General features: G+C 69.7%; 9 protein-coding genes. 2 read left to right on the plus strand and 7 right to left on the minus strand.

Annotated features, from left to right (window positions below):
* The first annotated feature begins 19 nt into the window (after positions 1-19).
* Positions 20-4,987 (plus strand): NAD-glutamate dehydrogenase, encoded by a 4,968-nt coding sequence (locus OG293_RS22055; protein WP_406000505.1) that lies wholly within the window; start codon positions 20-22, stop codon positions 4,985-4,987.
* A 68-nt stretch (positions 4,988-5,055) separates the two neighbouring features.
* Here the strand turns inward: OG293_RS22055 and OG293_RS22060 are convergent, their stop codons facing one another.
* The 4 genes from OG293_RS22060 to OG293_RS22075 are packed head-to-tail and all read right to left on the minus strand — an operon-like array spanning position 5,056 to position 9,162.
* Complete coding sequence (locus OG293_RS22060) at positions 5,056-6,039, minus strand: serine/threonine-protein kinase (RefSeq protein ID WP_406000506.1); 984 nt, start codon at positions 6,037-6,039, stop codon at positions 5,056-5,058.
* A gap of 41 nt (positions 6,040-6,080) precedes the next feature.
* Entirely contained in the window at positions 6,081-7,325 is a 1,245-nt protein-coding gene (locus OG293_RS22065; RefSeq protein ID WP_406000507.1) for a glycosyltransferase 87 family protein, read from the minus strand.
* Positions 7,326-7,361: 36 nt separating this feature from the next.
* On the minus strand, positions 7,362-8,267 hold the full coding sequence (locus tag OG293_RS22070) for an ABC transporter ATP-binding protein (protein WP_406000508.1): 906 nt from the start codon (positions 8,265-8,267) through the stop codon (positions 7,362-7,364).
* Positions 8,260-9,162, minus strand: a complete 903-nt coding sequence (locus tag OG293_RS22075) for an ABC transporter permease (protein WP_406000509.1) — start codon at positions 9,160-9,162, stop codon at positions 8,260-8,262. Before OG293_RS22075 ends, OG293_RS22070 begins: the two co-directional genes overlap by 8 nt.
* A gap of 129 nt (positions 9,163-9,291) precedes the next feature.
* Here OG293_RS22075 and OG293_RS22080 point away from each other — a divergent pair, with 129 nt between their 5' ends.
* On the plus strand, positions 9,292-9,897 hold the full coding sequence (locus OG293_RS22080) for a TetR/AcrR family transcriptional regulator (RefSeq protein WP_406000510.1): 606 nt from the start codon (positions 9,292-9,294) through the stop codon (positions 9,895-9,897).
* Between the two features lie 41 nt (positions 9,898-9,938).
* Here the strand turns inward: OG293_RS22080 and OG293_RS22085 are convergent, their stop codons facing one another.
* The 3 genes from OG293_RS22085 to OG293_RS22095 all read right to left on the minus strand — a co-directional run bounded on the left by OG293_RS22085 (position 9,939) and on the right by OG293_RS22095 (position 13,532).
* On the minus strand, positions 9,939-10,820 hold the full coding sequence (locus OG293_RS22085; RefSeq protein ID WP_406000511.1) for a carbohydrate ABC transporter permease: 882 nt from the start codon (positions 10,818-10,820) through the stop codon (positions 9,939-9,941).
* Positions 10,817-12,100: a carbohydrate ABC transporter permease gene (locus OG293_RS22090; protein ID WP_406000512.1), complete on the minus strand. Its 1,284-nt coding sequence runs from the start codon at positions 12,098-12,100 to the stop codon at positions 10,817-10,819. The genes OG293_RS22085 and OG293_RS22090 overlap by 4 nt, the downstream gene beginning before the upstream one ends.
* 70 nt (positions 12,101-12,170) lie before the next feature.
* Positions 12,171-13,532: an ABC transporter substrate-binding protein gene (locus OG293_RS22095; RefSeq protein WP_406000513.1), complete on the minus strand. Its 1,362-nt coding sequence runs from the start codon at positions 13,530-13,532 to the stop codon at positions 12,171-12,173.
* Positions 13,533-13,658: the final 126 nt, after the last annotated feature.

The following is a 13,658-nucleotide window of genomic DNA, read 5'->3' on the forward strand; positions in this document are numbered from 1 at the left end:
GCGACAGGAGCCAGAAGACATGCAGACCAAGCTGGACGAAGCCAAGGCCGAGCTGCTCGCACGGGCTGCCCGCGTAGCTGAGAACAGCCCGGTCGGGGGGCACCTTCCGACTGGGGCAGAACACGGGAAGAGTCCTGACCGGGACACCGTGCTCACGTACCTCCAGCGCTACTACCTGCACACCGCTCCCGAGGACATCGCCGACCGCGACCCGGTCGACGTTTTCGGCGCGGCACTTTCCCACTACCGGCTCGCCGAGAACCGTCCTCAGGGGACGGCCAACGTGCGGGTCCACACCCCGACCGTCGAAGAGAACGGCTGGACCTGCAGCCACTCGGTGGTCGAGGTCGTCACCGACGACATGCCCTTCCTGGTCGACTCGGTCACCAACGAGCTCTCCCGCCAGGGCCGCGGCATCCATGTCGTGATCCACCCGCAGGTCATCGCCCGCCGCGACGTCACCGGCAAGCTCATCGAGGTGCTGCCGCGCGAGGCGAACAGCAAGGACCTGCCGCACGACGCACTCGTCGAGTCGTGGATCCACGTCGAGATCGACCGCGAGACCGACCGGGCCGACCTCAAGCAGATCACCGCCGATCTGCTGCGCGTCCTGTCCGACGTCCGCGAGGCCGTCGAGGACTGGGAGAAGATGCGCGACTCCGCGCTGCGCATCGCCGAAGAGCTGCCGAGCGAGCCGACCGCCGACGATCTGCGCGACCAGGACGTCGAAGAGGCGCGCGAGCTGCTGCGCTGGCTCGCCGCCGACCACTTCACGTTCCTCGGCTACCGCGAGTACGAGCTCACCGAGACCGACGCACTGGCCGCCGTGCCCGGCACAGGCCTCGGCATTCTCCGCTCCGACCCGCAGCACAGCACCGACGAGGCGCACCCCGTCAGCCCCTCGTTCAGCCGGCTGCCCGCCGACGCCCGTGCCAAGGCGCGCGAGCACAAGCTGCTGGTGCTGACGAAGGCGAACAGCCGCGCGACCGTGCACCGCCCGAGCTACCTCGACTACGTGGGCGTCAAGAAGTTCGACGCCAACGGCAATGTCATCGGTGAGCGCCGCTTCCTCGGCCTGTTCTCCTCGGCCGCGTACACCGAGTCCGTGCGCCGCGTCCCGGTCATCCGCCGCAAGGTCCAGGAGGTCGTCGAGGGCGCGGGCTTCGCGACCAACAGTCACGACGGCCGCGACCTGCTCCAGATCCTGGAGACCTACCCGCGCGACGAGCTGTTCCAGACCCCGGTCGACGAGCTGCGCTCCATCGTCACCTCCGTCCTCTACCTCCAGGAGCGCCGCCGGCTGCGGCTGTACCTGCGCCAGGACGAGTACGGCCGCTACTACTCCGCGCTCGTGTACCTGCCGCGTGACCGCTTCACCACCGATGTCCGGCTGCGGCTGACCGACATACTGCTGGAGGAGCTGAACGGCCGCACGCCGGTCGACTTCACGGCCCTGCACACCGAATCGGTGCTGTCCAGGCTGCACTTCGTCATCCGCGTCCAGCCCGGCACCGAGCTGCCCGACCTCACCCCCGCCGACCAGGACCGCATCGAGGCCCGGCTCGTCGAGGCCGCCCGCTCCTGGGCCGACGGCTTCGCCGAGGCGCTGAACGCCGAGTGCGGCGAGGAGCGCGCGGCCGAGCTGCTGCGCCGCTACGGCCACGCCTTCCCCGAGGGCTACAAGGCCGATCACTCGCCCCGTGCGGCCGTTGCCGACCTGGTCCACGTGGAGCAGCTGACCCACTCCGGCAAGGATTTCGCGCTCTCGCTGTACGAGCCGGTCGGCGCGGGCCCCGGCGAGCGCCGTTTCAAGATCTACCGCACCGGCGAGCAGGTCTCGCTCTCCGCGGTCCTGCCGGTGCTCCAGCGCCTCGGCTGCGAGGTCGTGGACGAGCGCCCGTACGAGCTGCGCTGCTCGGACCGTACGAGCGCCTGGATCTACGACTTCGGTCTGCGCTTCCCGCACGCCACGGGCAACGGCGACTACCTCGCCGATGATGCCCGCGAGCGGTTCCAGGACGCCTTCGCGGCCGTGTGGACCGGCGAGGCGGAGAACGACGGATTCAACTCCCTCGTCCTCGGCGCCGGTCTGAGCTGGCGGCAGGCGATGGTGCTGCGCGCGTACGCCAAGTACCTGCGCCAGGCCGGTTCGACGTTCAGCCAGGACTACATGGAGGACACCCTCCGTACCAACGTCCACACCACCCGGCTGCTGCTCTCCCTCTTCGAGGCCCGGATGTCCCCGGAGCGCCAGCGCGGTGGCACCGAGCTGACCGACGCCCTGCTCGAAGAGCTCGACGGTGCGCTCGACCAGGTCGCGAGCCTGGACGAGGACAGGATCCTGCGGTCCTTCCTCACCGTCATCAAGGCGACGCTGCGCACCAATTTCTTCCAGAGCGCCGGCGCGGGAGGCGACAAGAGGGGCCAGGCCGCCGGCGCCTCGCACCACAGCTATGTGTCGATGAAGTTCGACCCGCAGGCCATCCCGGATCTTCCGGCGCCCCGCCCGGCGTACGAGATCTGGGTCTACTCCCCGCGCGTCGAGGGTGTGCACCTGCGCTTCGGCAAGGTGGCGCGCGGTGGTCTGCGCTGGTCCGACCGGCGTGAGGACTTCCGTACCGAGATCCTTGGCCTGGTCAAGGCACAGATGGTCAAGAACACCGTGATCGTGCCGGTCGGCGCGAAGGGCGGCTTCGTCGCCAAGCAGCTTCCGGACCCTTCGGTGGACCGGGACGCCTGGCTCGCCGAGGGCATCGCCTGCTACCGGATCTTCATCTCCGCGCTGCTCGACATCACGGACAACATGGTGGCGGGCGAGGTCGTGCCGCCGGCCGACGTCGTGCGCCACGACGAGGACGACACCTATCTCGTCGTCGCCGCGGACAAGGGCACCGCGTCCTTCTCCGACATCGCCAACGAGGTCGCGGTCTCGTACAACTTCTGGCTCGGTGACGCCTTCGCCTCGGGCGGCTCCGCCGGTTACGACCACAAGGGCATGGGCATCACCGCCCGCGGTGCGTGGGAGTCCGTCAAGCGGCACTTCCGCGAGCTCGGCCACGACACCCAGACCGAGGACTTCACCGTCGTCGGCGTCGGTGACATGTCCGGTGATGTTTTCGGCAACGGCATGCTGCTCAGCGAGCACATCCGGCTGGTCGCGGCCTTCGACCACCGGCATATCTTCATCGACCCGAACCCGGACGCGGCGACCTCGTACGCCGAGCGCCGCCGCCTGTTCGAACTGCCCCGCTCGTCCTGGGCCGACTACGACAAGGAGCTGCTGTCGGCCGGCGGCGGCATCCACCCGCGTACGGCCAAGTCGATCCCGGTCAACGCGCAGCTGCGCGCGGCGCTCGGCATCGAGGCCGGTGTCGCCAAGCTGACGCCCGCCGATCTGATGAAGGCGATCCTCCAGGCCCCGGTGGACCTGCTGTGGAACGGCGGCATCGGTACGTATGTCAAGGCCTCCGCCGAGTCCAACGCGGACGTCGGCGACAAGGCCAACGACGCGATCCGCGTCAACGGCGAGAACGTGCGCGCCAAGGTGGTCGGCGAGGGCGGCAACCTGGGGCTGACCCAGCTCGGCCGGATCGAGTTCGACCGCAACGGTGGCAAGATCAACACCGATGCCATCGACAACAGCGCGGGCGTGGACACCTCCGACCACGAGGTGAACATCAAGATCCTGCTCAACGGCCTGGTGGCGGACGGCGACATGACCGTCAAGCAGCGCAACAAGCAGCTCGCCGAGATGACCGACGAGGTCGGCGCGCTGGTGCTGCGCAACAACTACGCGCAGAACGTGGCCCTGTCCAACGCCGTCGCCCAGTCGCCTTCGCTGCTCCACGCCCACCAGCGCTTCATGCGCAGGCTGGGCAGGGACAGGCACCTGGACCGGGCGCTGGAGTTCCTGCCGGCGGACCGGCAGATCCGTGAGCTGCTGAGCGCCGGCAAGGGCCTCAGCCAGCCGGAGCTGGCCGTGCTGCTCGCCTACACCAAGATCACGGTGGCCGACGAGCTGATCGGGACGGACCTGCCCGACGACCCGTACCTGCGCCGGCTGCTGCACGCCTACTTCCCGCAGGCGCTGCGCGAGAAGTTCCCCGAGGCGATCGACGGGCATGCGCTGCGCCGCGAGATCGTCACGACGGTGCTGGTCAACGACACCGTGAACAGCGGTGGCTCGACCTTCCTGCACCGCCTGCGTGAAGAGACGGGCGCGTCGACCGAGGAGGTCGTGCGGGCGCAGACAGCCGCACGGGAGATCTTCGGACTCGGCGCGGTGTGGGACGCGGTCGAGGCCCTCGACAACAAGGCCACGGCCGACGTCCAGACCCGTATCCGGCTGCACTCGCGCCGTCTCGTCGAGCGCGGTACGCGCTGGCTGCTCGGCAACCGGCCGCAGCCGCTGGAGCTCGCCGAGACCATCGGCTTCTTCGCCGAGCGGGTGGAGCTGGTGTGGGCCGAGCTCCCGAAGATGCTGCGCGGCGCGGACCTGGAGTGGTACCAGAGCCTCCTTGAGGAGCTCACCGAGGCGGGCGTCCCCGAGGTGCTCGCGCTGCGGGTCGCCGGGTTCTCCTCCGCGTTCCCGACGCTGGACATCGTTGCGATCGCGGACCGCACCAAGAAGGAGCCGATGGCGGTCGCCGAGGTGTACTACGACCTCGCCGACCGGCTGTCCATCACACAGCTGATGGACCGGATCATCGAGCTGCCGCGGGCCGACCGCTGGCAGTCCATGGCCCGTGCCTCCATCCGTGAGGATCTGTACGCGGCGCACGCGGCGCTCACGGCGGACGTGCTCACCGTGGGCAACGGCAGCTCGACGCCCGAGGAGCGGTTCACGGCATGGGAGGAGAGGAACGCGGCGATCCTGAGCCGGGCGCGTTCCACGCTGGACGAGATCCAGGGATCGGACACGTTCGACCTGGCGAACCTGTCGGTGGCGATGCGGACGATGCGGCAGCTGCTGCGGACGCACAGCTGACGCGGCCGGCCGTATCCGCCCGGTAGCCGGTTGGCCGCCGTCGCGGGCCGGGCGGGAAGTGCGTGCCCTCAATCGCCGGAGGGGCCCGGTTTCGGGCCCGTCCGGCGATTGAGCGTTCTGCTCAGCCAGCCCGAGGAGCGCGGGTCCCTCGCGGCGCGTTCGATGCGGGCCACCGTCGCCGTCAGCGGCTTGGGCAGCCACTCGTCGAAGTCGCGTACGTCGCGTCCCGCCGCGCGTGCGCACCGCGCGGCCACGTCCTCGGCGGTCGGCCGGTCCTCGGGGCGGGCGGCGAGACAGGCCGTCAGCACCTCGCGCAGTACAGCCGGGTGTCCGCCGAGGTCCGGGGGCTCGCGGTCGGTGCCCGCGATCCGGGTGGCGACGACCAGGCCGCCGCCTTCCCCGTACGGATGGCTCCCGTCGGCGGCCTCGGCGGCGAGGAGCCCGAGGGTGAACACATCGGACGCGGGTGTGAGCTGCTTGCCCAGTGCGTGCTCGGGCGACATGTACTTGGGCGTGCCGACCATCCGCCCCACCGTGGTCAGCGAGGCCGTGCCGATGGCCCGTGCGATGCCGAAGTCGAGCAGCCAGGGCCCTTCCGCGGTGAGCAGCACATTGCCGGGTTTCACATCCCGGTGGATGACACCGGCCGCGTGCACGGCGGCCAGGGCGTGCGCCGCGCAGGCGGTCAGCTGGAGCACACACGCCAGCGGCAGCGGCCCGTGCGCGCTCAGGGCGTCGTCGAGCGGCAGCCCCGGGACGAAACGGGTGGCGAGCCAGGGCAGCGGCGCCTCGGCGTCATGGTCGACGACGGGCACGACATGGTGGCCGTGCACACGGCGGGCGGCCTCGACCTCGCGCGCGAAGCGCTGCCGGAAGTTCTCGCTCTGCGCGTGCTCGCGGCGGATCAGTTTGAGTGCGACGGGCCGTCCCTCGGCGGTGCGGGTGAGGAAGACCGTGCCCATCCCGCCCTCGCCGATCCGTGCTTCGAGCACATACCCGGCGATCTCCTCCGGGTCGTCCGCGCGCAGCGGTTCCAGCCCTCTGGTCCGCATCCCGGCCCCCCTTGGCGTGCTCCTGCCGATCGGCGGGGAGCCTATCGCGCGGCCGTGGCCGCCCACAGCCGACGGCACGACAGCAGTGCGGCGGCCAGCAGCAGTCCGTTGCGTACGACCATGAGCAGCAGCCCGAGCCGGGTGCCGCCCAGCACATCGTCGTACAGGACCGGGTAGACGAGGGCGCTCACGGCGGCGGCGGGCAGCATCAGCAGGGCGACGGGGCGCTGGGTGGTGTGCCGGGTGGTGAGGCAGACGGCGGCGAGCCCGAGCAGCCAGACCATGTACTGCGGGCTGATCACCCGGCTGGTGACGGTGAAGAGCAGGGTGGCGGCGAAGGCGGCGTCGTAGGGCGTGGCCGGTGTCCAGCGCAGCGCCCGGACCCGCCACAGCAGCAGCCAGCACAGAGCGGCCACGCTCAGCATCAGACTCAGCTTCGTCATGCTCGGGACGTAGGGGCCGACGAATTCGAAGGCGCCGTACTGGTAGCGGACCGAGCCCGGCCAGCCCGTGGCCCGCGCGATCTGGAGGACGGTTCCGCCGAGCGATTCGATCTGGACGCCCCTCGCGCCCTGCTGGCGCAGAAACTCCAGGGTGTGGGTGAAGCCCAGCAGCAGCGCGCCGAGCAGCGCGGCGACGGTCGTGGCGGCGGCCGGCCAGGCCGAGCGGGTCGTGCGTCCCGGAGGCGTGCCCAGCAAGGTCAGCATCGGCCAGACCTTGATCATCGCGCCCAGTCCGGCCAGTGTCCCGGCGAGGTGGGGGCGTCGGTGCACGGCCAGCAAGGCGAGTACGGCGACGGCGGTGACCTGGACGTCGTAGCGCGCGTACGGGAGGTGCAGCAGCAGCGGAAGTCCGCACACCCACAGCCAGGCGCCGGGCAGACCGGCTCGGGCGAGTGCGAGGGTGATCACCGCGTCGGCGGCGAGGGTGAGGGCGACGAAGGCCTGGAAGTACGTGAGCCAGGGCAGCGCGCCGGGGGCGAGGAAGACGACCGCGGCTCCGGGCGGGTACTGCCAGGTGACGTCGTCCAGCGGGAACGCGCCCTGGACGAGCTGTTCGTACCAGCGCCGGTAGAGGGTGTGGACCTCGCCGGCGACGCCGCTGTCGCCGACCCGGTCGACGAGGAGAAGACCGAGCATTCCGACGCGGGTGGCCGCCCAGGCCGCGGCGAGCGCGGCGGCTCGCTGGGGCCGGGTGCGGGAGCGGCCGGTGCCGGGGAGGGTGATCCCCGGCACCGGGGGGAGGTCGAAGGGGGGTGGGGGCGGGCCGATCCGATGGGTCGTCATCGACCGGAAGTTTAGGACGCTTTGGAGTGTTTTCCGTTATTTCTTCTTGGTGAAGTCCTCATATGCGGCGACGACCTCGGCGGCGGGGCCGTCCATCCGCATCGTTCCGGACTCCAGCCAGATCGCCCGGTCGCAGGTCTGGGTGATGGTCGCGTTGCTGTGGCTGACCAGGAAGACCGTGCCGGCTTCCCGGCGCAGCTCGGTGATGCGTTCCTGGCTGCGGCGCTGGAACCTCGCGTCGCCGGTGGAGAGCGCCTCGTCGATCAGCAGCACGTCATGGCTCTTGGCGGCGGCGATCGAGAAACGGAGCCGGGCGCCCATGCCCGAGGAGTAGGTGCGCATGGGGAGCGAGATGAAGTCGCCCTTCTCGTTGATCCCCGAGAACTCCACGATCTGCTCGTACCGTTCCTGGATCTGCTCCCGGCTCATCCCCATGGCCAGGCCGCCGAGGACGACGTTGCGTTCGCCCGTCAGATCGCCCAGCAGGGCAGCGTTCACGCCGAGGAGGGAGGGCTGGCCGTGGGTGTAGACCTTGCCCCGGGTCGGCGGGAGCAGCCCCGCGATCGCCTTGAGCAGGGTCGACTTCCCGGAACCGTTGGAGCCGATCAGGCCGACGGCCTCGCCCTTGTACGCGGCGAAGCTGACCCCCTTGACGGCGTGCACCTCGCGGACGCCGGGGGACTTCCTGCGGGAGACGATGCGGCTGAGTGCGGAGGTGGCGCTGCCCTTGCCGGAACGGGCGCCGTGGACCTTGTACGTGACATGGACGCGGTCGACGACGACTGTCGGGACGCGGTCGTCGGGAACGCTCCCGGCCTGCGGGCGCCGCGAGGACGGTGTGGCCGCCTCGGCTCGAACCTTCCCGGCGTGCGGGGTGCGCCCGTCCTGCCGGGCCCGCACCGGCTGTCCTTCGTGGGTGTGGATCATCCTGGCGTCAGACACGGCCGTACTCCTCCTCTGCCTTCCAGAAGTAGATGAATCCGCCGACGCCGAGAATCAGCGACCAGCCCAGGGCGATGGCCCAGACGTGCGGGGGCAGCTGGGCGGCGGTGTAGCTCTCGATGAGCGCGTACCGCATCAGATCGATGTACACGGCGGCCGGATTGCACTCCAGGGCCACCATCACCGCATGCGGCACCTGGTCGTGCTTGAGCACCTGGTTGATGCTCCACATCACGCCCGAGACGTACATCCAGGTGCGCAGGAGGAAGGGCATCAGCTGGGCGAGGTCGGGGGTCCGGCTGCACAGCCGCGCCATGATCATCGAGACGCCGGTGTTGAAGACGGCCTGGAGCAGCAGGGCGGGTACGGCCAGCAGCCAGGTGAGCTTGGGGAACTCCCCGAAGCACATGAGGATCACGACCAGCGCGCCCATGGAGAAGAGCAGCTGCTGGAGCTGGAGCAGGACGTAGGCGATGGGGAGGCTGGCGCGCGGGAAGTGCAGGGCCTGAACGAGGCCGATGTTGCTCCGTACGGCGCCGCTGCCGCTCATGATCGAATTCGAGGTGAAGGTCCAGATGAAGACGCCCGTGACCAGGAACGGGACGAAGTCGGGGACACCACCGCGGGTGCCGAGCAGTACGCCGAAGATGAAGTAGTAGACCGCCGCGTTCAGCAGCGGGGTCATGATCTGCCAGACCTGGCCGAGCTTCGCCCGGCTGTACTGCGCGGTGAGGCGGGCGGTGGCGAACGCCACGATGAAGTGCCGCCTCGACCAGAGGCCGTGTATGTAGGCGGGCAGCGTCGGCCGCGCCCCGCTGACCGTGAGCCCGTGGCGGGCGGCAAGCTCTCCGAGGTCCTCCGGCGGTGCGGGAGGGGCGATCGTCCGGGTGCTCACAGGGGCAGCCACTTTCGACGGGGCGGACGGGAGGTAGCGATGGGACGGACCCGTATCGTCGCTACGGTGAGAGTAGGACGCAGTTCCGTCGCAACGCAACCGTCTCGTCGTGACGGTAGGATCCGGTGCATGACCACGGACCCGGGAACCCCACGTCGCGCTCCCGCGGGAGCCGCAGTGCTCCGGGAGGACGTGACCGACGCGATTCGCTCCGCCGTCTTCGAGGAGCTGGCGGCGGTCGGCTTCGCGCGGATGTCGATCGAGGGGATCGCCCGGCGCGCGGGTGTCGGCAAGACGGCCGTCTACCGGCGCTGGAAGTCCAAGCTGTCGCTCGTGCTCGACCTGGTCTCGGCGTTCGCCGCACAGGGGCTCCCCGCGCCGGCCACGGGTTCGCTCTACGGAGACGTACGAGCCCTGCTGGAAGTGGCGTCGCACGCGCTGCGCCACCCGGTGGCCTCCCAGGTGATCCCGGACCTGCTGGTGGAGGCCGCGCGCCACCCGGAGATCTCGGACGCGATCAAGGCGGCCCTGCTGGACGGTCAGCAGGGGGTGGCCGCGGTCGTGGTCCGCGATGCGGTGGCCCGCGGTGAGCTTGCGGAGGGCGCCGACCCGGACCGCGCGCTGGACCTGATCGTGGGACCGCTGTACTGGCGGCTGGTGGTGGTGCGCACCGCGCTGCCGAAGGGGTACCTGGACGAGCTGGCGCGGTCGGCGGTGGCGGCGCTGCGGGCGTGAACCACCCGCAACCCCGTCCCGCCCCTTCCCCGGCCGGGGCTCTACTTCACCGCGCCCGCCATCACTCCGGTCACGAACTGCCGCTGGAACGCGAAGAACACCGCGAGCGGGATGATCATCGAGACGAACGCGCCCGGCGCCAGTACGTCGATGTTGTTGCCGAACTGCCTGACCTGCCGTTGAAGCGCCACCGTGATCGGCGCGCTCTCCGAGTCCGCGAAGATCAGGGCGACCAGCATGTCGTTCCACACCCACAGGAACTGGAAGATGCCCAGCGACGCGATCGCCGGGCCGCCCAGGGGCAGCACCACCCGGGTGAACAGACGGATCTCGCCCGCGCCGTCCAGCCGGGCGGCCTCCAGCAGCTCCCTCGGGATCTCCGCGAAGAAGTTCCGCAGCAGGAAGATCGCGAAGGGCAGGCCGAAGGCCACATGGAAGATGATCACGCCGATCGTCGTCTCGAAGATGCCGATCTCGCCGAACAGCTTCGAGACCGGCACCAGTGCCACCTGCACCGGGACCACCAGCAGCGCCACCACCGCGATGAACCACCAGTCGCGGCCGGGGAACTCCATCCAGGCGAAGGCGTAGCCGGCCAGCGAGCCGATGACCACCACCAGAAGCGTCGCCGGGACGGTGATCAGGACGCTGGAGAGCAGCGAATCGGTGATCGCCTCGTTGTCCAGCAGCCGGGAGTAGTTGTCGAAGGTGAGCTGGGCGGGCGCGCTGAACACCTTCCACCAGCCGCTCTCGCCGATGGCGGCCGGGCTCCTCAGCGAGGACAGCAGCAGCCCGAACGCCGGGATCAGCCAGAACAGCCCGACCAGCACCAGGAAGACGCGCATCACGCCGCCCCCCGCGTGTGCCGCGATCCGTGCGGGGAGGGAGCGTTTCGCCTTCACCGCACCGTCGGCCGTGGTCATCGGCGTGCCTCCCTTCGTATGCGCCGGATGTTGAAGGCCATCACGGGGATCACCAGCAGCAGCAGGAGTACGGCGATGGCGCTGCCCAGGCCCGGATTCGAGTCGGTGCCGAACGAGGACCGGTAGAGCTGGAGCGCCAGGACGTTGGCGTCGTCCTGGGCGGATCCGGGCGCGATGATGAAGACCAGGTCGAAGATCTTCAGCACATTGATCATCAGGGTGACCAGCACCACCGCGAGTACGGGTGCCAGCAGCGGGACCGTGACCCTGCGGAAGACCTGCCACTCGTTCGCGCCGTCCACCCGGGCCGCTTCGAGCAGTTCACGCGGCACACTGGCGAGCCCCGCGGCGATCAGCACCATCGCGAAGCCTGCCCACATCCACACGTAGCCGCCGATGATCGCCGGGGTGACGAGCGAGGGCCCGAGCCAGTTGACGCCGTTGTACGGCTCGCGGAAGTTGTCGGCGGGCAGCCGCAGCAGGGCGCCGTCCGCCGACGCCGGCAGCGTGAACGTGCCGTCCGCGCCCGCCCGGGCCGAGGCGACCACCTTGCCGTCCTTGACCGCCTCCACCTTGATGCCCTTGAGGCCGAGCTCCTTCGCGTCGATGGTGTTCGGCCTGCCGCCGCCGCCCTTGGTGAAGTCCAGCCACGCGGTCCCGGTGATCTTTCCGTCGTCCGGCTTCGCCGCCCGCGCGGGCTTCGCGTCGGACGGCATCTTCGCCGGCGCCACACCCACCAGCGGAAGGAGCACGTCCTTGCCCGCGGTGACCGGCTCCTCGGTGACGAACGCCCCTGCGCCGCCCGCCTTGAGCGGATGCACCGGCAGCGGATGCGCCTTGGGGAATCCGGCCGACTCGGCGAAGGTGTCGTGCACGCCCACCCAGACCGCGTTGGCCACCCCGCGATCCGGATCCTGCTCGTACACCAGCCGGAAGATGATGCCCGCCGCGAGCATTGAGATCGCCATCGGCATGAAGACGATCAGCTTGAACGCCGTGCCCCAGCGGACCCGTTCGGTGAGGACGGCGAAGATCAGACCGAGCACCGTCGAGACGGTCGGAGCGACCACCACCCAGATCGCGTTGTTCTTGACCGCGGTCAGGATGGAGTCATCCGTGAAGATCTCCCGGTAGTTGTCGAGCCCGGCGAAGGCGCTGCCGGACTGGTCGAAGAAGGACCGGTGGAGGGAGTACCCGATCGGGTAGACCACGAGCGCGCCCAGCAGCACCAGCGCGGGCAGAAGGAAGCCGACCGCCACCGCTTTACGTGTGCCTGTCACGCTCTTGCGCTTGTCGGCGGGGGGCGCCGGACGCGCCGGACCCCCCGCGGTCGCCGCGGAGGTCACCGCGTCAGCTCTTGTACGCCTTGGCCGCGTCCGACTCCAGCTTCTGCTGGGCCCCCGCGACATCCTTCGGGTTCTTCAGGAAGTCCTGCAGTGCCTTCCACTCACCCTTGCCGGGCGTGCCGCCGAACGACTGGGGCATCTGGTCCGACATGTCGAAGCGGAAGCCGTCGCCCGCCGCGATCAGGGCCTTGGCGATGCCGCGCTGCACATCATTGGGATACGCCGACGGATCCAGCGACTTGTTCGGGGAGAGGAACCCGCCCGCCGAGGCCGAGATCGCTGCCGCTTCCGGCGATGCCAGAAAGGTCAGCAGCGCCTGCGCGCCCGTGCTGTCCTTCAGCGCCACGGCCGCGTCCCCGCCCGTCACGACCGGAGCCGTCGAGCCGACCGCCGGGAAGGGGAACACCTTCGCGTCCGTGCCGATCCTGGCATCGGTCTGCGCGATGTTCACGGCCACGAAGTCGCCCTCGAAGACCATCGCGCCCTTGGGCTGGTCACCCCCGCTGAAGGACTGGGTGACGGAAGCCGGGAACTCCGTCTGGAGCGCGCCGTCCGCGCCGCCGGATATCAGCGCGGGCTTGCCGAAGAGCTCGGCGAGCGTCGTCAGCGCGGTCTTCACCGACGGATCGGTCCACTTGATCTTGTGCTGGGCGAGCTGGTCGTACTTCTGCGGACCCGCCTGGGAGAGATAGACGTTCTCGAACCAGTCGGTGAGCGTCCAGCCATCGGCACCGGCCACGGAGACGGGGGTGACACCCGACGCGGAAATCGTCTCGGCCGTCGCCAGGAACTCCTTCCAGGTCTTCGGCTCCTTCGCTCCCGCGTTCTGGAACACCGCGTTGTTGTACCAGACGAGAGACTTGTTCGCGGCCTTGTAGTAGACGCCGTACTGGGTGCCGTCCACCGCGCCCAGGTCCTGCCAGCCCTTGGAGTAGTTCTTCGTGAGCTGCGCCTTGGCCTCCGGGCCGACCGGCTTGGCCCACTTGCGCTGCACGGCCTGCTGGATCGCGCCGACCTGGGGGAGCATCGCCACATCGGGGGGAGCGCCGCCCGCGATCTTCGTACCAAGGAAGTTGACGATCGGATCCTGGGCCGGCACGAAGGTGACCGTGGCGCCCGTCCGCTTCTCGAACTCCTTGAGAACCTTGGTGAAGTTCTCCTGTTCGGGGCCGCTCCAGACCGCCGCGACCTCTAACTTCTGGCCGTTCAGCCTGGGTAGCCGGAGGCTCGAAGCGGGCTCCTTGCTCGTGCTCCCGTCCGGTTTCTTCGAGTCGTTGTCCCTGTTGTCGCCGCAGCCGGCGATGACGAGCGCGCCGATGGCGGCGACCACCGCTGCTGCCCTGCCCGTACGAAGAGTTGTGCGCATCACTGCCCCGTCTCTTCTGTGCGCGATCCCGTGCGCTGTCCCGAGCGCCTTCCTGTGCCCGACAGGTGTACGCCCGGTGCCGGGGTGTCGCAATAGCGCACCAGGCGTCAACAAGCCTTTCGTGAT

This window comes from Streptomyces sp. NBC_00829 (assembly GCF_045161795.1).
GTDB lineage: Bacteria > Actinomycetota > Actinomycetes > Streptomycetales > Streptomycetaceae > Streptomyces.